Origin of the sequence: Mucilaginibacter rubeus, assembly GCF_014643835.1 — a bacterium.
GTDB classification, from domain to species: domain Bacteria; phylum Bacteroidota; class Bacteroidia; order Sphingobacteriales; family Sphingobacteriaceae; genus Mucilaginibacter; species Mucilaginibacter rubeus.
Window position 1 is genome coordinate 69,196 of sequence record NZ_BMKD01000012.1, and the last position, 20,094, is coordinate 89,289.

Genomic DNA, 20,094 nt, shown 5'->3' on the forward strand with positions numbered 1-20,094 from the left:
CTTTATAATGAACCTGAACAAATACGTTCCGCTGGCCCTATTGGCTTTAACACTTTCGGGCGGAAGTGCTTTTGCACAAGTAAAAAAGAAACCTGTTCCGTCGCCTAAAAATAAACCCGGCACCCAGGCCATTGCTGCCAAGAGCGATATATTACCGGTTGACAAGGATGTGATCATTGGTAAATTACCCAATGGCTTAACTTATTATATCCGTGCCAATGTTGAGCCTAAAAGCAGGGCCGAACTTTACCTGGTTAATAAAGCCGGTTCGGTTTTGGAAAATGACGATCAGCAGGGCCTGGCCCATTTTACCGAGCACATGGCTTTTAACGGCACACGCGATTTTCCAAAAAATCAGATGGTTGACTACCTGCAAAAAGCAGGCGTAAAATTCGGTGCAGATTTAAACGCTTACACTTCATTTAACGAAACCGTATATCAATTACCTCTGCCAACCGATACCGTCAGTGTGTTTGAAAAAGGCTTTAATATACTGGCTAACTGGGCCGGGTATGTAAGTTTTGATCCTGCCGAAATTGATAAAGAACGCGGCGTTGTTTTGGAAGAAGAGCGCCTTCGCGGCAAAAATGCCCAGGAACGCCTGCAACAGCAAACATTGCCCGTGCTGCTTAATAACTCAAGGTACGCATTGCGCTTGCCTATAGGTAAAGAAGACATCCTGAAAAACTTTAAGCCCGAAACTATCAAAGCTTTTTACCAGGATTGGTATCGCCCCGATTTGCAGGCTGTTGTTGCCGTGGGCGATTTTGACCCAAAACGTGTTGAGGCGCTCATTAAACAAAACTTTTCACAGCTTAAAAACCCGGCCGCCGAAAAGCCGAGGACAAAATATTCCGTACCTGCAACACCGGGTACCGCGGTAAAAATTGTTACGGATCCCGAGTATCCATACACTGTTGCACAGATCATTGTAAAACATCCCGGCACGGTTACTAAAACTACCGGCGATTACATGCAGCAGGTAAGGATACAGTTGTTTAACCAGATGCTTAATTCGCGCATAAACGAGTTGCTGCAAAAACCTAATCCACCGTTTTTATATGGCCGTACCAGCTATGGTAATTTTATCGGCGACCAGGATGCTTATACTTCACTGGTTGTCGCCAAACCCGGCGAACTTGAAAAATCGGTTAAAGCCGTAGTGGCCGAATCTGAACGCGCCCGCAAATTTGGTTTTACCCTTACCGAGCTGGAACGTGCTAAGCAGGATGCACTGGTTGGTATTGGGAATGCTTACCGGGAGAGGGATAAAACCCCTTCGGCAAATTTTGTACGTGAATACCAGGCCAACTTTTTAACCGGCGAGGCTATCCCCGGCATCAGCTATGAGTATAATTTTTATATAGGCAATATCTATAAAGTAAGCCTGGCCGATATGAATGCCATGGCCGGTAAATTTATCAGCGATCAAAACCGTGTGGTGGTAGTACAAGCCCCGGATAAAGAAAAAGCCAATTTGCCCGATGAAAAAACCTTACTGAACTGGATTGCCACGGGCGGCCAAAATGTAACTGCCTATATTGATAATGTATCAAGCGACCCGCTGCTAGCCAAAGTTCCTGAAGGTACTAAAGTTACCAAAGAAGAAACAGATGAGGCTCTTGGAACAACCACGCTTACTTTAGGCAACGGTTTAAAAGTGATCTTAAAACCTACTGAATATCGTAACGATCAGATCCTGATAAACGGTTACGCTTTTGGCGGTACATCACTGGCAAGTGACGATGAATTTACGTCGGCAAACCTGGCCTCATCTATTATCAGCGGTAGCGGTATAGCGCAGTTTAACCAGGGCATGCTTGATAAAAAGCTGGCTGGCAAAAACTTGAGTATTTCGCCGTATATCAGTGAGTTTGCACAGGGTATTTCGGGAAATACCTCACCAGCCGATTTTGAAACAGCCCTTCAGTTGATTTACCTATACTTTACCCAGCCGCGTAAAGACAAAGACATCTGGGATGCCAACATCGATCAAACCAGGTCGATATTGAGTACCCGCGGGCTTGATCCCGGAAGTGTTTACCAGGATACGGTATCGGCTGTATTAAGTAACTATAATTTCCGTGGTATGGTAACTACCTTACCAAGGTTAAATGCGGCAACACTTGATAAAGCTTACGATTTTTACAAAAAACGCTTTGCCGACGCCAGTGGTTTTACCTTTACCCTGGTGGGTAATTTTAACGTGGAAACAATTAAGCCATACCTGGAACATTACCTTGGCGGCCTGCCCTCAACCAATAGCAAGGAAACTTATAAAAACATGAATATTGAGCCGCCTGCAGGTTTGATCACCAAAACGGTGAATAAAGGGGTAGGTGAAAAAAGCACAGTACAATTGGTTTTTAGCGGCGATTATGATTACAATGAAGCTAACAATATACAGGTAGATGCGCTGGAAGAAGTACTGAACATTAAACTGATTGAACGGTTACGTGAGCAGGAAAGCGGTGTATATGCTCCCGGGGTAAGGGCCGGCTACCATAAAATTCCGGGGGGGCGTTACACTTTTACCATATCTTTTGGTTGCGCACCCGAAAATGTGGATAAGCTGATCAACGCTACCATGGAGGAGATAGCCAAAATTAAACAGAACGGCGCCTTACCGGCAGATATCCAGAAATTTGTTGCCGAAGAAGCCCGTTCAACCCAGCAGCAGCTAAAGCAAAATGTTTTCTGGGCAGGATATCTTGCCTCTACATCGCAAAACGGCGAAAACCCGGACCAAATCCTGGGGCATGTAAGCAGCCTTGAACAAATAACCCCTCAAAGCACTAAAGATGCAGCTAATAAATACCTAAGCGGTAAAAATTTGATTAAATTGATATTGATGCCCGAAAAGAAATAAGGATAGTAGATATCATAATAAAGAAGGTCTTTCCGTTTCGGGAAGGCCTTCTTTATTTGTAAAGACCCATCACATGCGTCTTCGGCAGGACAAGCGGCTTTGCTTAATTATCGTGATTTGTATGCCCAGGACGCCATTATGTGTTTCTATGTCGAAAACAATCAATGCATATTCAAATAAGCCACTGCAGTATCATTGGCTTTATGTACTACCACGCCAACGCAACGGCCGCTGCTATCTATTTCAAAAGAAATCCCTTTACCCGGATCGGTGTAAATCTGCACCTTGCCGCCATTGTTGGTATAGGTAGAGGTTGGCTTTAATGAATAATATTTTTGAATATCCTGTTTGGTTGAACCTACACCTACGCCCTCACCGGTTCTAAACCGCGGCGATGTTACGAGGATCTTTTGTATATGACTTATTGATTCATCCTTACTGCCCATGTTGCGGTGCGAAAAAATCGCGGTACGGTAACGGGTAATATCATGTTTGGCAAACCAGACCATCAATGAACTGCCCATGGCCGCGTCGGAGCTATCAGGCTTGCCCAATCGCTTTATCACATTTTGCACATCATCATTTAAAATAATATGCCCGATGCTTTTGCCGGGAGTTATCAGCCAGTCGGACTGAACGGTGTTGGCCGTATTAGCATCCGATGCCATGATATGGTGGGTAGTTGTATCGTTTTTATCGAAAGGATATTGGCCTGTGGTATCCCTGGGTACGTGATTGGTATCGGCCAAAGTTGTTTCTTTTTTTGAATTGTTGCCGCAGGCCAAAAGGCAGATGGCTATCGAAATGATTATTAAGCTATTTCTGATCGTCATATTACCATAACCAATTTAATAGTTATTTTGTTGGCTCGATTATTCGTGCAATAACCAAACAACAAAAATTTTGTTAACAGAATAATGACAAGCAAAGGCCAACAGGTTATACAGCAATGGTACATGGAAAAAAACTGGGAGCAGTTCCCTTTCCAGGCCGAAATGATGGAGGCGTACCTTGGCGGCTATTCAGGCTTGTTGAATGCTCCCACGGGCAGCGGTAAAACTTTTGCCCTGTTCCTGCCTTTTCTGGCAGGGTTTATCAACACACATCCCGATACCTATAAAACCAAACAAAATAATGGCTTGCTGATGCTTTGGATAACCCCATTGCGGGCGCTTACCAACGATATCCGTAAAGCCATGCAGGAAGCCTGCGATGAGATCGGCTTACCATGGCGCATAGCTACCCGCACAGGGGATACCCCTGCTGCCGAAAAGCAAGCCCTCAAAAAAAAGCTGCCCGAAGTACTGCTTACCACGCCGGAAAGCTTGCACCTCATGCTTGCCCAAAAGGAATATCCTAAACTGTTCAGTCAGCTGCAGGTGGTTGTAATTGATGAATGGCACGAGTTGTTGGGTACGAAGAGGGGAGTGCAGGTGGAGCTGGGTTTGTCCAGATTAAAGCACCTCACCCCAACCCTCTCCAAAGGAGAAGGAGCCGAAAAGTTAGATACTAAAGTAAAAGAAAAATATCCCGGCTATCATACAACCGATGCTTTGAGCTGGCAGGCAAATATTGATAATGCAAAGTTTATGCGTCATCAACCTACCGAAGCTGAAAATATTTTGTGGCAATTATTGAGAGGTAAAAGGACGGGATATAAATTCAGGCGGCAACATCTTGTGTTGAATTATATACCAGATTTTATCTGCCTTGAGAAGAAATTGATTGTTGAGGTTGATGGAGGATATCATATCAGCATAGAACAACAACATTTAGACGAAGAAAGGACAGCATATTTAAATTCACAGGGATATACCGTGCTGAGATATACTAATGATGAAGTGTTGCAAAATCCTGAAAAGGTAATTGATTCCATTAAGCAATATTTAGAAAAAAGCTCCCTCCCCCTCGGGGAGGGTTGGGGTGGGGTGAAAATCTGGGGTATCTCCGCAACTATTGGCAATCTTGAACAGGCTGCCGAAGTTTTATTAGGAAATGATTTTCCGCCGGAACAGGTTAAAATGGTACGCGCTAACCTGGAGAAAAAGCTGGATATCCGGTCTATTATTCCACAGAATATTGAGAATTACTCCTGGGCGGGGCATATCGGTTTAAAGCTGCTGCCCGAGGTGATGGAGATAGTTGCCAAAAGTAAAACCACACTGATATTTACTAATACGCGCTCTCAATCGGAGATCTGGTACCATGCCATTTTGGATAATTACCCCGAGTATGCGGGCATCATGGCTATGCACCATGGCTCATTGGATAACGAGCTGCGCAACTGGGTAGAAGCCGCTCTGCATGCCGAAGCCCTAAAACTGGTGGTGTGCACCTCAAGTTTGGACCTGGGGGTTGATTTTCGCCCTGTAGATACCGTTGTACAGGTTGGCAGTCCCAAAGGTGTTGCCCGTTTTATGCAGCGTGCGGGGCGAAGCGGGCACCATCCGGGAGCGACATCTCTGGCCTATTTTGTACCCACGCACTCGCTCGAGTTATTGGAGGGCGCGGCGCTGAAGGAAGCTATTAAGGATAAGATTTTTGAAAGCCGCGATCCGATGCTGCTCACCATGGATGTGCTGATTCAGTACATGGTGACACTGGCCGTGTCTGATGGTTTTTACGCCGACGAACTTTTTAAGGAGGTTAAAACCACTTATGCCTTTGCTGATCTGAGCAGGAACGAATTTGGACAATTACTTGATTTTATTACCAGCGGCGGTAAAACACTTGCCCAGTATGATGAATTTTTAAAAGTTGAGGTTGAAAACGGATTGTATAAAGTAAATAGCCGCAGAGTAGCCATGCGCCACCGGCTGAGTATCGGTACCATTACCAGTGAATTAAGCATCCGCGTAAAATGGCTCAGCGGCGGTAGTCTGGGTACTATTGAAGAGTCCTTTGTATCGAAGTTAAAACCCGGGAATACCTTTTGGTTTGCAGGCCGGAGTTTGGAGTTTGTACGTGTGAAGGAAATGACAGCCTACGTTAAAAAATCCAACTCAACCAAAGGGATAATCCCAAGCTGGAACGGGGGGCGGATGCCGCTGTCATCACAACTGGCGGCTGTATTCAGGCTTAAGCTGGATGAGGTGGCGCATGGCATCGAAAAAGATGTAGAGGTTAAGGCTTTGAAACCGCTTTTTGATTTGCAGCAGCAATTATCGCACTTACCGCAAAGCCATGAATTTTTGATCGAGTCATTTAAATCGAGAGAAGGGCACCATTTGTTGTTTTATCCTTTTGAGGGGCGGTTGGTTCACGAAGGCATGGCATCGCTGCTGGCTTATCGCATCAGTAAAATAAGGCCTGCAAGTTTTTCTATCGCTATGAATGATTACGGCTTTGAATTGCTTACCGACGACGATATCCCTATTGAAGAAGCCCTGGAAGATGCCGGTTTTTTTTCGATAGATAACCTGATAGATGATATCCAGCACAGCTTAAATGCTAATGAAATGGCCCGCCGCCGTTTCAGGGATATAGCACATATTGGAGGTTTAGTGTTTACGGGTTATCCCGGTCAGCAGGTAAAGAACAAGCATTTGCAGGCATCAACCTCATTGCTGTTTGAAGTTTTCAGCGAGTATGAGCCGGATAACTTACTGGTACGCCAGGCCTATAATGAGGCTTTAGCCTTTCAATTAGAAGAGTTCAGGCTAAGGGCTGCTTTGCAACGGATCCAAACACAAAATATCATTTTGAAAGTGATTGAGCGACCAACACCTTTCGCCTTCCCGATCATGGTTGACAGTCTTGGCCGGGAAAGACTGACTACCGAGACCATGGAAGAGCGCATAGCCAAAATGGCCCGCAGCTACGGAGCAGAAGGTGTTCCTGAACCTGCAGAGCGGAAAAGCAGAAAGCCGGGGATCACAAGGAAGAAGGGGTTTTAAATAAATGAAAAACAAAAGAGGCCAGCTGTATGCGAAGCAAACGGTGGCCCCCTTTTTTTTCTATCTTTTTACCTTATCAAAATCTCCTGTTCTACGTTTATCTCCTTTAAAAAATATTCATCGTGCGATACAACGATGAGCGTTCCCTGGTAATCGTTAATAGCTGCTGTTAAAATTTCGATGTTTTGAATATCGAGGTTATTGGTGGGCTCATCCAGGATGATCATATCTGGTGCCTGGTTGCTGATGGTTAACGAACAGAGCATCAGCCGCATTTTTTCGCCGCCGCTTAGGGCGCTGCATGACTTAGCCCAATACTCCTTAGTAAACAAAAACCTGTTGAGGCGAATTTTGATGTCATGTTCCTGCAATACGCCCGAATTATATTCTTCCGCCTGTTCATAAACACTGAGCTTGTTATTGATGAGTGAATAATCCTGGTCGATATAAATGGCTTTAACCGCCGCGCGTTCTATTGTGCCGGATTGTGGTTTTAGTGAGCCCAGCAGCATCTTTATCAGCGTTGTTTTGCCTGAGCCGTTTGCCCCTTTGATCGCCAGCCTTTCGCCGCTGGTGATTTGAAAACTTAACGGCGAGGTCCAAAGCTCTTGATCTCTGTATCCAAAGTTGAGGTCCTTAGCGGTAATCAGTACCTTCCCTTTATGAAGTGCCGAATTGTCAAAACCCATCTTCATTTTATCAATATCCGGCAACCGTGTACGCAGCTGGCTTAGTTCCTGTGCGATAGCATCAGTTTTTTCGGCATGGACACCCTTCATCTTCGAGGTGCTTTTTTCGGCGGTGTTTTTAAGCGTTTTCATCATGATAGTGGGCACACCGGCTTTTTCCTGTTTCTTTTTACCGCGGGCATCCAGCTTTTGCTGTCGTTCAACTGATTCCCTTTCTGTTTCCTTAGCCTTGCGGAGCGCTTTCTCCCTGCTTCTTACATCCTGGTTCAGGGCATCGCTCTCCATCATTTTTTGTTCGGCATAAAAATCGTAATCTCCGCCGTAAACGGTTATGCCCCGCTTGCTAAGTTCGCAAACCGTAGTAAGTAAGTTGAGTAAGGTACGGTCGTGACTAACCACCACCAGCGTATTATTGGTTGATTGGATATAATTATACAATAGTTCCCTGCTTGAATTATCCAAATGGTTGCTCGGCTCATCCAGCAAAACTATTTCGGGGCGATGAATGGCGATGCCTGCTAAAAATACTTTTGTTTTTTGCCCGCCGCTAAGCGTGTCCATTTTTTGCGACAAATCAATATCCTTAAGCTGCCAATGTATAAACGCTTCCTGGCAGCGTTCCTCAATAGCCCAGTCGTCATTGAGCAGGGTCATATTTTCGTCGGTAACATTGCCTTCAAGAATCTGCTTTAAGGCGTTTAGTTTATCGTCTATTTGCAGGGCTTCGGCAACGCTAAATGCATTGTACTGTCCAAAAATCTGGGGCACATAATATGGTTTCGAACCGGTTTTTACCACGCCGCTTGCGGGCTGTAAGTTTCCGGCCAATATTTTAAGCAGGGTTGATTTCCCCGTGCCGTTGTTGCCTATGAGGGCTATTTTATCGTTTTTATTAACTACGAGATCTATACCCGCAAATAAAAGATCACGGTTAGGGTGTATATAAGTGATATCGTGCAGAATAAGCATAATTTCTTTCTTGAAAAAGGTGAATAAGTACAGCATGCGTTGTGGTAACGGCGCTGTTTATTTGTCCTGAAAGAAATTATTTATCACATAGAGGGAATGGTAGTTTACCGGGGCAAAAATAACAAAAATGATTGAAATGTAATGAAAGCGATATCCATTCCTCTTTCCACCATAATACTTTTAAAATAAAAAAGCCTTCAAACTCCAGTTCAAAGGCTTAGCTCTATCCATCTTCCGGCAAAGTTACTTGCTGATCTTCTGTACTTTGAAATCTTCAAACTTTACATCAAAGCTTTGTTTGCCCGGTGCTGCCGCCACCATTCCTATCATCGCTTTTACATTGGGCGGAAAATAAGCCAGGCGGAGCATATCATATTTTTCACCATCGAACGAATATTTGATCTCTACAAAATCGCCTTTGCGCAGCAGTTTCAGCCAAACCGATTTGGGACTGTCATGCCTTGGCACTACCGACCAGTCCGAAACTTCGCGGGTAACTACAGCACTTACGTTTTGTACGCCGTCAACATATTCAATTCCGGTTTTTATCCAGTTTTTGTTATCTATCCTTACCATTAACCCGGCCTGGTGAAACAGTTCTTTATAGGCCCCGGTAATTTTTACGCTGGCTTCAAAATCGCCTTCCTGTTCGGTAAAATAAAATGGACCGTTATCCCTGATAAAGCCATAATGTGTTACCCGCCAGTAGTCGGTTGCGGGGTCAACGGTCATGTGCAGCGTACTGCCTTCTATTAATGATTTTTGAGGTTTACTGTACCATTGCATACTGTTTAAATTTTGTGCGAAACCAAATTTGCTGAGCAGGGCAAATAAGAAAAAAAAGGTTAGTTTTTTCATGGAGGTAAATTTATGATAATAAAGAATGAAGGTCGTTTTAGTTTATAAACTTTTGCTCGATCGGCCCGGATCATACCAGGCTTGATAACTCAGAGGTGGGGGTGATGTTTACTAATTGTTAAAATATGCTTAACTTAGTATTAAACAACATAAGCAAAATGTATGTCGAAGAACAAACTGCCACTTTATGCTATAGTTGAACTATTGATGCGCGTTACCGGCATTAATCCACAAATTGGGAATTATAAAAACCATGCGGAACGCGGAGATCAGGTAGTTGTTAAAACAAGTAATGGCACTATTCAACTTTCAAGAGCCCTTGTTTTATCCCAGTTTCATAGGCCCGAAGACATTGAGAAACGTGATTTGGAATCCCTGGCTTCAAGGTTTAGAAGGAAACTGAGCAGGGCAAACAGGTGAAAGGGTAGCTATTATCCGTTAGAATTTAATCGGCCGGTTATCGCATTGTTTTATTTCTCATTTAGCGGACTTTCAATTCTTATAAAGAAACACGCTAAATTTATGGCATGAAACTAAGCAATTCATTTAGCGGCGCATTAAGAACGTTTTACCTATTTCATGGCAAGCGGTAGTCAGTACACACTTGAAGGAATTGATTATCTTACGTTATATGGTAATGAGCCAGGTGCCATTGAACAGGTATTTGCAATTTATGCCAATGTGATTGAACTGGATGATACCGGAAAGGTACTGAACGCCAAATACGCAGAAAAAAGGGCAACGGATTATCTTCGGGCATATTGTGATCCCTCTTTTGTTGTAGAGCCTCCGTTTGAAGATTGGGAACTTGCACTTCATGAGCCTCCACCATTAAAAGATCAAAACTAAGTAATGATGTTTTGATCATTTTTTCGGAACAACAGTCCTCATTCCTAAAAATTCAGGAGATTTGCATTTTAAAAGATTTGCCTTATGAACCTCGGATTAGATCAAAAGGTAGCTGTTGTATTGGCTGCGAGTAAAGGATTAGGAAAAGCCTCGGCAATGGCTTTATCAGCAGAAGGCGCGAAAGTCATCATCGGTTCGCGGAACTCGGCAGAACTTAACGAGGCCGCAGAAGACATCAGCTCAAAAACGGGCAATGAAGTGTCATGTTTTCCGGTAGACGTCAGCGATAGCGGGCAATTGGCTTCGTTTATAAATCGGGCGGGCAGCATATACGGACGGATAGATATATTGGTTAATAATGCCGGCGGGCCACCTTTCGGAAAATTTGAGAGCTTTGACGACACGCAATGGCAGCAGGCCTATGAACAAAACATGCTCAGTTTCGTTCGGACATCCCGGTTGGTATTACCTTTTATGAAAACGGCAGGCAGCGGCCGTATTATCAATATCGTTAGTGGCTCGGTCAAGTCTGTATTGACCAACTCGGTGCTGTCTACCGCGATGCGTATGGGCGTAGTTGGTACGGCCAAAATGCTTGCCGACGAATTAGGCGTTTATGGAATTACCGTCAATAATATCGCACCGGGCCTTATTCTGACAGATCGGATCAGGCACACGCTGCCCCTGGACGTGGACCCCGAAGAGGCAATTAAGGAAAAAGCCGAAAGTATTCCGCTCAAACGCATTGGCAAGCCGGAAGAATTTGCAGCCCTGGTAGCATTCCTTTCATCTGCCCAGGCGGCATACATCAGCGGGACAACCATACAGGTAGACGGAGGTGCCAGCCGTGCTATTTTTTAATAAAGCTCGAACTTATTGCATGTATTTGTAATATCGAACCACTCATCTACTTGTATGCAATTGCCGCGCTTGATGGCCCGGTTAATGGAATAATTGAAGTTGATTTAAACCCGGCAATATTTGCCCATCTGTTAAAGTCGGCAAATGTGTAATCAAACCCGGTGCCTGTTTCAATAAGCATATTCAAACTCATCATCATTCCAAAAATATTTTGCTTCCGCTCGCTATCTATTATGTTTTCGATAGCTACAAATGCTCCGTCGGCGGGGAGCGCGTCATAAGCTTTTTTCATTAATGATATTTTATTTTCCTCGTCCCAATCATGCAGGATATTTCCCATTACAACAATATCCGCATCGGGTATCGGCATAGTGAAGAAGTCGCCGCTTGCTGTTTTTACCTGTTCGGATAGCCCGAATTGCTGTATAGTTGCGTTTGCAACGGGTTCAACCGGCGGGAGGTCAAAACTGGTGCAACGCATATGGGCATTATGCCTGGCAACCATCAATGAAAGTAGCCCGGCCGAACCGCCTACATCAATCAGTGTTTTATATTGGGTAAAATCAAATTTTTGAGCAAAGGCCATAAAATTCCCCATTTGAATGCCACTCATTGCATTAATAAACCCTTTCAATTTTTCAGGATCTGAATATATTAGGCCAAAAAAATCCTCGCTTTTTTTTATTTCGTTTTGCGGAAGCCCGGTAAGCAGCCCTTCACCCAGGCTACCCCAAAATGTATATAAGCGATTGTTCATCATTTCAAGGATGCCGCCAATGTATGATGGCTTATTTTTATCTAAAAATGTATCAGTGTCCGGCGTATTTGAATAAATAGCGGTATCTAAGATGCCTTCACGCTTTAAAAAACCAAACACGGTTAAAGCATCTAAAAAATCATAAACATTCCTGTCGGTACATTTAAGCCCTAAAATGTTTTTGATATCGTTGGCTTTCATGGTTTTCTTTTCGGCAAGCCGGGTGAACAATTGAAAACTGACGGCGGTTAAAAGGATTTTTGAGGCCCAAAATCCTGTGCCAATTTTCATAATGTTTTCGGGTGATGGCTGGTTAGGTTGCTGTTCCATTTTTGTTATTATTAAATATCGGTTTAAAACTGGTAATGCCTTTCGGCGAATTCTACCCGGGCGGGAGAAATTAATTATCTAAAATACAGGTATTTAATTTAAAAAGAAAAGGGGGATTGATAATTGTGAAGAATGTATTTATGTTAATTGATTATACCTTTTTCTGTTCGGGCCGAATGGGGAGATGGCATGATATTTTCTTGCGAAGAGAATGAGTTGTGCTTCCGGCAAAAGGTGATAAAGCATTGCTGCAAACTGCTATGAGGCTATTCGTCGACACAATCACATCATTCATCGTCACATTGGCACAAAAAATACGCGGATTTGTTCCCTCAATAAACAAACTTTTTAAATTATGAAAAAGCTATTTTTATTTACCGCAGCCCTAAGCCTTATGCTCTTTTCCTGTAAAAAGGATAGCACCAATAACGGGGGTACCGCCCACGTGACCGTGAAAATGACTGATGCACCCGGCGCTTTTGATGCCGTAATCCTGAATATCAAAAGTGTGATCATAGTAACCGACAAAGGTGAACAAACGCTCAATGTGGATGGAGGCGCTGTTGATATCCTGCGGTTCCGTTCGGGCCGTGATACTGTGCTGGCCGACCAGGATATTCCCGCAGGGACCATCCAGCAGGTGCGCCTGGTGTTGAACGACAGTGGTAACCGCGTGATTGTAGCCGGTGTGTCATATGACCTGACCACGCCAAGCGGTCAGACCTCAGGTGTGAAGCTGAACGTTCATGATAAGCTTACCGCCGGTATTGCCTATACTATGCGTTTGGACTTTGACGCCGCGCAATCCGTAGTACTTACCGGTAACGGCAAGTACATCCTCAAACCAGTGATCCGCGCAATTGCCACTGCCGCTTCGGGTGCACTGACCGGTGTAGTTAGTCCTGCCGCATCCTCACCGAAGGTATATGCTATTACGGGTGCCGACACCATTGGCTCAACTACAGATGCCACCGGTAAATATTATTTCCCTGGCCTGGCAGCGGGCAGTTACCAGGTGAAATTTGTGCCGGTTAGCCCCTATGCCATCAAAACAGTAACCAACATTTCGGTAACAAACGGCACCGTCACTGATATGGGAACGGTGAACATTACACAGTAACCCTGCTCTATCATTAAAAGGAAACAGCGGAGATTCAGCGGATGGTTAGATGATCTCCGCACCGTTAACCTATATCAGTAAAAAGCCTTTAATCTGAAGATTAAAGGCTTTTTACTGATAATTCGGCCTCAGCGAGGATATTTCTAAGCTCATAGCTTGCATTGTTTCCTGAATTAGGCTATTTGCTATTCATTTTTTTGATATAGGTGAACTGCAAATCTTAACATCGGTATAGTCAACCGCGGTTCGATAGCCTCTTCATAGTTCCTGCCATAATTCTATGTCTTTCACTTATCTTTGCGCAAAATTCAATATTAGCATACTGTGATTAATGTCAATAACATCTCCGTTTCATTTGGCGGAACCACCTTATTTAGCGACGTAACCTTCTCCATCAACGAGAATGATAAGATAGCCCTGATGGGCAAGAATGGCGCAGGCAAGTCGACCATCCTCAAGATCATCGCCGGCGCAGCCAAACCTACTACAGGCAACGTAACCGGACCAAAGGACGCGGTAATAGCGTATTTGCCGCAGCACTTGCTTACCCAGGATAACGTTACCGTTTTTGAGGAAACGATGAAAGCTTTTGACGAGGCTAATCAGATGCAGAAAGAGCTGGACGAAGTGAATGAGCAACTTAATATTCGTATCGATTACGACAGTGACGACTACATGAAGCTGATTGAGCGGGTATCGGAGCTGAGCGAGAAAGTTTATTCGCAGGAGGAGGTGAATTATGATGCAGAGGTTGAAAAGGTATTGAAGGGCTTGGGTTTTGAGCGCAAGGATTTCACCCGCCAAACTTCCGAGTTTTCGGGCGGATGGCGCATGCGGATCGAGCTGGCCAAAATTCTGTTAAAGAAACCAGACCTGATCTTGCTGGATGAGCCTACCAACCACATGGATATTGAGAGTATACAATGGCTGGAAGATTTCCTGGTAAACTCGGCAAAGGCAGTGATGGTTATCTCCCACGACCGTACCTTTGTTGATAACATCACCAACCGTACCATTGAGGTTACAATGGGCAGAATCTACGATTATAAAGCCAAATACACCCATTATCTTCAGCTGCGGGCTGACCGCCGGGTACATCAATTGAAAGCCTACGAAGAACAACAGCGTTTTATTGCCGATAACCAGGAATTTATAGATCGGTTCAGAGGTACATATTCTAAAACTTTACAGGTACAATCCCGCGTGAAAATGCTCGAAAAGCTTGAGGTTATCGAGATCGACGAAGTGGATACTTCGGCATTGCGCTTGAAATTTCCGCCGTCGCCACGTTCTGGTCAGTACCCGGTAATGGTTGAAGACCTGACAAAAACCTATGGCGATCATGTGGTGTTCCAGAAGGCAGCCATGGTGATTGAGCGGGGCGAAAAAGTAGCTTTTGTTGGTAAAAACGGTGAAGGCAAATCGACCATGATCAAAGCTATTATGGGCGAGATTGATTTTGAAGGTAGTTTAAAAGTAGGTCACAACGCCAAGATCGGGTACTTTGCCCAAAACCAGGCAGCTTTGTTAGATGAGAATTTAACGGTATTTGAAACCATCGACCAGATTCCGTTAAGTGATGGCACGGTAAAGATTAAAGACCTTTTGGGTGCATTTATGTTTAGCGGTGATGACACCACCAAAAAGGTAAAGGTACTTTCGGGCGGAGAGAAGACGCGTTTGGCCATGATCAAGCTACTGCTGGAACCTGTAAACGTACTGATCCTGGATGAGCCAACCAACCACCTGGATATGAAAACCAAAGATATCATCAAAGATGCCCTAAGAGATTTTGACGGAACGCTGATCCTCGTATCTCACGACAGGGATTTCCTTGACGGGCTGGTGAAAAAGGTATTTGAGTTCGGCAATAAACGCGTCCGCGAACATTTTGAGGATATTAAAGGGTTTTTAGCGTATAAGAAGATGGATAGTTTGAAGCAGATTGAGCAGGGGTAAGGGATCAATGTATCTGAGCGCTTTCTATTTCACTATTTTCAGATCTCCTTAAACTACGAACTCGAACTCTTTATGGTTGATTTATATTTTGCAGCGCGGTTGGAGTAACATGGTGCTTTGATATTCGTGAAGTTACAATTTTGGTCAAAAATTGTAACTTCACGATAGCTATAATATTTTAGTTATTGTCAACTAATAGATCATAATATTGCTCCTTTAATACTTGAGGTTCAATATCAAAAGCAATATGCTCGTTTTGTATAGCCGCTTTATGACAAATTATAGTAAATGATATACCAGATCTTTTAGCAAATAATATCGGAAAATCAAAAACTTCTTGTTTAAGCCCTCTTATTAGTAAGTCACGCTTGCCAGTACCTTGTAAGTAATCAAGTGCTAACTTTTTTGATAGGAATAAAAGGATTTTATTCTTGCGGAACGGGAAATCTACAACGTGATATGACCCTGTTAGGTGTCCTGATTTATGTTCCATTAAAATATAAAATGGTTCACCCTTAATGAATTTGGTCGGTAGATAAACTTGTTTCAGCTTTAATGCTAATAGCTTGAAAAAGTTAGGTAGGTCTTGTGTTGTAAGTAACAATATATCCTTATCACGAGCGTAAGTTATTGCGCCTGTTTGAAATCCAGATCCGGAAACAAAAACGCCCGTAACATTAAAGTCTCTTAATTTATCATGAAAGTTTCTAACATGACTTATATCTATTGGAGTGCTATGATTCTTACATTCAATGGCCACTTTGTGCCTTATTCCTGCTTTAGAGAATTCATAATAGATATCAAATTCATTTGAATATCCATTTTTTTCCATTCTTACATTTCTCGAGATTATGATAGGCTCATCATCTTCTTTTGATTCTAAATCTAAAAGGAATCTATATACATATTCAACATAGTCTTCCAGAATTCGTCCTTTGTTATGATTATTCATGTATTTTTAAGATTAATTAAACTTAGGATAAATAAACCTCTTTATACACAAAAGCCTTCAGACTTCCGTCTAAAGGCTTTTGTCTTAGGATGTGGTCCCGACGAGAATCGAACTCATATCTAGAGTTTAGGAAACTCCTATTCTATCCGTTGAACTACGGGACCGTTTAAAAATCAGCCTCAAAAAGGTCGATCTTTTTATTTAGTTTGCAAAGGTGCAATTTTTCAATGAAAAATCACACCCTAAAATTCAAAATTTAACAACTGTTCATTTGCGCATCTTCGCATCTGAAGTCTGCATATTTAACGGATTACTGCGCCATTGTGGAAATCTTCAGTAGGGGCAACAAAGCTCAGCTTCCCTTCGCTGTTTTCGGCCATCAGGATCATGCCTTGCGATACGATGCCTTTGATCTCCCTTGGTTCCAGGTTTACCAGGATACTTACTTTTTGACCGATGATGTTCTCCGGCTCATAATATTCGGCAATGCCTGATACTACCGTGCGTTCGTCGATGCCTGTGTCAATAGTCAGCTTCAGCAGCTTTTTGGTTTTGGCAACCTTTTCGGCAGCTAAAATGGTACCGGTGCGAATATCCATGGTGGCAAAGGTTTCGTAATTAACGTTTTCCTTTGCAGGCAGCACATCTGCTGATTTTGGTGGAGCTACAACCTTTTTATCTGCAAGTTTTTTAAGCTGGGCTTCTATCACATCGTCCTCTACCTTTTCAAACAACAGCGCAGCCGGGTTCAACTGGTGACCGTTGTTAAAATACATTTCATGGTCATAAGCTATCGGCTCATTAGGCAGGTTAAGCATGGTGATGATCTTTTTAGCTGTAGCGGGTAAAAAGGCCTGCGCCACGGTAGCCAGGTGACCAATCAGCACTAAACAATTGTGCAGCGCTTCTTTAGCAGCGGCAGGCTCTGTTTTAATTGTTTTCCACGGCTCTTTTTCGGTTAGGTAACGGTTACCTAAGCGGGCCATATCCATTACAGCCTGCAAAGCCTGGCGGTAGCGGTAAGCCTCAAGGTTTTTCTCTATCTCATCATAATATTCGCCGATACCGGTGCTCAGGGTTGCGTCGGTAAATTCTATCTTTTCAGTATCAGCCTCAATTTTACCATCGTAAAATTTGTGCATCAAAATCATTACGCGGTTCACAAAGTTACCTAATATGGCTACCAGCTCGTTATTTACCCGGGCCTGGTAATCTTTCCAGGTAAACTCGCTGTCGCTGGTTTCGGGTAGGATGGAGGTTAGCACATAGCGTAATTCGTCCTGTTTGCCCGGGAACTCTTCCAGGTACTCATGCAGCCAAACCGCGTGGTTACGCGAAGTGGAAAGTTTATCGCCTTCTAAATTCAGAAACTCGTTGGCTGGTACGTTTTGCGGCAAAATATATTCGCCGTGCGCGTGCAGTATAGATGGAAAAATAATACAATGGAATACGATATTATCCTTACCGATAAAATGCAATAAGCAAGCATCATCCTGCTCATCGGCCTGTTTTTTCCAGTATAGCTTCCAGTCTTTTTTGTTATCAATAGCCCATTGCTTGGTGGCCGAAATATAACCGATAGGCGCATCCATCCACACATAAAGCTTTTTGCCTTTAGCCTCGGCCAGCGGTACGTCAATGCCCCAGTCAAGGTCGCGGGTCATGGAGCGCGGCTGCAGGCCCGATTTTAGCCATGATTTGCACTGGCCAAAAACATTCACTTTCCAGCTGCCTTCTTTGGCATCTATCCATTGCTCCAGCCATGGCTGGTATTTATCCAAAGGGAGGTACCAGTGTTTGGTTGATTTAAGCACGGGCGTTTTGCCACTTAGGGTCGAGATTGGGTTGATGAGGTCGGTAGGGCTAAGGGAGGTGCCGCAGCGCTCGCACTGGTCGCCGTAGGCATTTTCGTTACCGCAATTAGGGCAGGTTCCGATGATATAACGGTCGGCCAGAAACTGCTGATAATCTTCGTCAAAATACTGATCGGAGAATTTTTCAATAAACTCGTCCTTTTCATATAGGTTCAGGAAAAACTCCTGGCTTAGCTCATGATGAATAGGCGACGAGGTACGGTGATAAATATCAAATGCGATACCGAACTCTTCAAAACTATCTTTTATCTGTTTGTGGTATTTATCGATAATGGCTTGCGGGGTAGTATCTTCTTTTTTGGCTTTGATGGTAATAGCAGCACCGTGCTCATCCGAGCCGCATATGTACACCACGTCCTTCTTTTTCAACCTTAAATACCGCACAAAAATATCTGCCGGCAGGTAAGCACCGGCAAGGTGACCGATATGTAAGGGGCCGTTGGCATAAGGCAGGGCCGATGTAATGGTGAATCGTTTATATTTGTTGAGTTGTGACATTAAATATCGCCTTGGTAAATAGTGTGCAAAGATAATTGATTTAAGTGGGAGTGAGGAAGTCGGAAGTCCGAAAGTCGGAAAAGTCTGAAGACCGAACACATAGTTTTATTATAATTTACAAATGAATAATATAAAATCTTCCGGACTTGCGGACTTGCGGACTTCCGGACTAATTCCATACCTCAAAAAAGGCGACAAAATAGCCATCACCTGCCCTGCCAAAAAACTGCCCAACCCCATGACAGATGCCATTACACTTTTACAAAGCTGGGGGCTGGAAGTTGTTTTAGGCGATACAGTAGAAGCCTCATTTCACCAGTTTGCCGGCAATGACGATTTTAGGGCTGCCGATATGCAGCGGTTTATTGATGATGACGGTATCAAAGCCATCATTGCCGCCCGTGGGGGCTATGGAACCGTGAGGATGATTGACAAGGTTGACTTTAGCCGTTTTGCACAAAATCCTAAATGGCTTATTGGCTTTAGCGATATAACCCTGTTACACACTCACCTGTTTACCAATTATGGCGCACAAACCATACACGGACAAATGCCGGTTAATATTCCCGACGCATCAAAACATTCGATAGATACTTTAAGGCGGGCACTATTTGGCGAAGACTTAAGCTATGAGTTTATAACTCACGATTCCAACAAGCCAGGCGAAGCTACAGGTATTATTGTAGGCGGCAACTTGTCGCTGTTGGTGGCTTCTGCAGGTTCGGTATCCGATTTAGATTATACAGGGAAAATTCTGTTTATTGAAGACGTTGGGGAATATCTTTATTCGGTAGATAGAATGCTGCGCATGTTGGACAGGGCGGGTAAACTAAAAAATCTTGCCGGCCTGGTAGTAGGCGGCTTTACTGATATTAAAGATAATGACATACCGTTTGGCCAAACTGTGTCCCAAATAGTGATGGAGATTGTTAAAGAATATAACTACCCAGTATGTTTCGATTTCCCGGCAGGGCATATCCCCGATAATAACAGTTTGGTATTAGGGCGAGAAGTGGGATTGCAGGTAGATGAAAAGCAGGCGAAGTTGTGGTTTAAATAACCAACAACGTAAGCTTCAAAAGAAAATGTCATTTCGACGAACCGGTTGTGGAAAATGTGTGAAGGGAGAGAGGAGAAATCCTATACACCCTGCTTGCAAACTTTTATAGCGAACTTTCACAGCGTATAAGATCGTATGCATGAAACAGTTAAAGAAGAGTTCTTGAAAAAAAGGTTGTAGATTAAAGTAAACAACTAAGAACAAACACTTTAAATCAAGAACTCATGCAACAAGTTATACAATTAGATTTTAGCGGGCAAAAGATTTTTGCGGGGATAGATGTCCATAAGAAATCCTGGAAGGTAAGCATCCGTAGTGAACAAATGGAACTCAGGACGTTTTCGCAGAACCCATCGGCGGGAGAATTAAGTACTTATCTTAAGCGTAATTACCCATCAGCGGACTACCACGTAGTTTATGAAGCCGGTTTTGCGGTTTCAGTCATCAGCGGGAATTTAGTAATGCAGGGATTAACTGCATCGTTGTAAACCCGGCCGATGTACCCACGACAGGTAAGGAAAAACAGCGTAAATCAGACACCGTTGATTGCCGG

14 protein-coding genes, 1 tRNA gene and 1 pseudogene are annotated in these 20,094 nt (G+C 43.7%); 9 read left to right on the forward strand and 7 right to left on the reverse strand.

The annotated features are described in order from the left end of the window. Positions 1 to 7: 7 nt before the first annotated feature. Positions 8 to 2,869, forward strand: a complete 2,862-nt coding sequence (locus IEX80_RS26630) for a M16 family metallopeptidase (RefSeq protein WP_188834705.1) — start codon at positions 8 to 10, stop codon at positions 2,867 to 2,869. Between the two features lie 161 nt (positions 2,870 to 3,030). On the opposite strand, the gene IEX80_RS26635 is transcribed toward IEX80_RS26630, so the two are convergent. Next, on the reverse strand, positions 3,031 to 3,702 hold the full coding sequence (locus IEX80_RS26635) for a hypothetical protein (protein WP_176628807.1): 672 nt from the start codon (positions 3,700 to 3,702) through the stop codon (positions 3,031 to 3,033). An 84-nt stretch (positions 3,703 to 3,786) separates the two neighbouring features. Between IEX80_RS26635 and IEX80_RS26650 the strand changes: the two genes are divergently transcribed. After that, positions 3,787 to 6,765: a ligase-associated DNA damage response DEXH box helicase gene (locus IEX80_RS26650; protein ID WP_229701775.1), complete on the forward strand. Its 2,979-nt coding sequence runs from the start codon at positions 3,787 to 3,789 to the stop codon at positions 6,763 to 6,765. A gap of 68 nt (positions 6,766 to 6,833) precedes the next feature. Here the strand turns inward: IEX80_RS26650 and abc-f are convergent, their stop codons facing one another. Continuing rightward, the gene (abc-f, locus tag IEX80_RS26655; RefSeq protein ID WP_308421712.1) at positions 6,834 to 8,459 is read right to left on the reverse strand and encodes a ribosomal protection-like ABC-F family protein; all 1,626 of its coding nucleotides are present in this window, start codon (positions 8,457 to 8,459) and stop codon (positions 6,834 to 6,836) included. A 207-nt stretch (positions 8,460 to 8,666) separates the two neighbouring features. Next, positions 8,667 to 9,281, reverse strand: coding sequence for a DUF1349 domain-containing protein (locus IEX80_RS26660; protein ID WP_188834706.1), 615 nt, complete (start codon positions 9,279 to 9,281; stop codon positions 8,667 to 8,669). A gap of 162 nt (positions 9,282 to 9,443) precedes the next feature. Here IEX80_RS26660 and IEX80_RS26665 point away from each other — a divergent pair, with 162 nt between their 5' ends. From IEX80_RS26665 to IEX80_RS26675, 3 genes and pseudogenes are all read left to right on the forward strand, one after another. Continuing rightward, positions 9,444 to 9,701: a hypothetical protein gene (locus IEX80_RS26665; protein WP_188834707.1), complete on the forward strand. Its 258-nt coding sequence runs from the start codon at positions 9,444 to 9,446 to the stop codon at positions 9,699 to 9,701. A 156-nt stretch (positions 9,702 to 9,857) separates the two neighbouring features. Next, positions 9,858 to 10,130 (forward strand): annotated as a pseudogene (locus tag IEX80_RS26670) (DUF7677 family protein); the annotation flags it as partial. A gap of 84 nt (positions 10,131 to 10,214) precedes the next feature. Then, positions 10,215 to 10,991, forward strand: coding sequence for an SDR family oxidoreductase (locus IEX80_RS26675; protein WP_188834708.1), 777 nt, complete (start codon positions 10,215 to 10,217; stop codon positions 10,989 to 10,991). A gap of 46 nt (positions 10,992 to 11,037) precedes the next feature. Here the strand turns inward: IEX80_RS26675 and IEX80_RS26680 are convergent, their stop codons facing one another. Next, positions 11,038 to 12,078 (reverse strand): methyltransferase, encoded by a 1,041-nt coding sequence (locus IEX80_RS26680; protein ID WP_188834709.1) that lies wholly within the window; start codon positions 12,076 to 12,078, stop codon positions 11,038 to 11,040. A 355-nt stretch (positions 12,079 to 12,433) separates the two neighbouring features. On the opposite strand from IEX80_RS26680, the gene IEX80_RS26685 reads away from it, so the two are divergent. Together IEX80_RS26685 and IEX80_RS26690 are read left to right on the forward strand one after the other, a co-directional pair. After that, on the forward strand, positions 12,434 to 13,198 hold the full coding sequence (locus tag IEX80_RS26685; RefSeq protein ID WP_090534736.1) for a DUF4382 domain-containing protein: 765 nt from the start codon (positions 12,434 to 12,436) through the stop codon (positions 13,196 to 13,198). Positions 13,199 to 13,522: 324 nt separating this feature from the next. Further along, positions 13,523 to 15,157, forward strand: coding sequence for an ABC-F family ATP-binding cassette domain-containing protein (locus IEX80_RS26690; RefSeq protein ID WP_188834710.1), 1,635 nt, complete (start codon positions 13,523 to 13,525; stop codon positions 15,155 to 15,157). A gap of 178 nt (positions 15,158 to 15,335) precedes the next feature. On the opposite strand, the gene IEX80_RS26695 is transcribed toward IEX80_RS26690, so the two are convergent. The 3 genes from IEX80_RS26695 to metG form a co-directional block, all read right to left on the reverse strand. Further along, positions 15,336 to 16,109, reverse strand: a complete 774-nt coding sequence (locus IEX80_RS26695; RefSeq protein ID WP_188834711.1) for a restriction endonuclease — start codon at positions 16,107 to 16,109, stop codon at positions 15,336 to 15,338. 92 nt (positions 16,110 to 16,201) lie between these two features. Next, positions 16,202 to 16,273 (reverse strand) — tRNA-Arg (locus IEX80_RS26700). A 138-nt stretch (positions 16,274 to 16,411) separates the two neighbouring features. Then, positions 16,412 to 18,481 (reverse strand): methionine--tRNA ligase, encoded by a 2,070-nt coding sequence (gene metG, locus IEX80_RS26705; RefSeq protein ID WP_188834712.1) that lies wholly within the window; start codon positions 18,479 to 18,481, stop codon positions 16,412 to 16,414. Between the two features lie 121 nt (positions 18,482 to 18,602). Here metG and IEX80_RS26710 point away from each other — a divergent pair, with 121 nt between their 5' ends. Both IEX80_RS26710 and IEX80_RS26715 read left to right on the forward strand, forming a co-directional pair. After that, the gene (locus IEX80_RS26710) at positions 18,603 to 19,541 is read left to right on the forward strand and encodes a S66 peptidase family protein (protein ID WP_188834713.1); all 939 of its coding nucleotides are present in this window, start codon (positions 18,603 to 18,605) and stop codon (positions 19,539 to 19,541) included. Positions 19,542 to 19,765: 224 nt separating this feature from the next. Further along, positions 19,766 to 20,029 carry a hypothetical protein gene (locus tag IEX80_RS26715; protein WP_229701777.1) on the forward strand — a complete coding sequence of 88 codons (264 nt, stop codon included), beginning with the start codon at positions 19,766 to 19,768 and terminating at the stop codon, positions 20,027 to 20,029. The last annotated feature ends 65 nt before the right edge of the window (positions 20,030 to 20,094 follow it).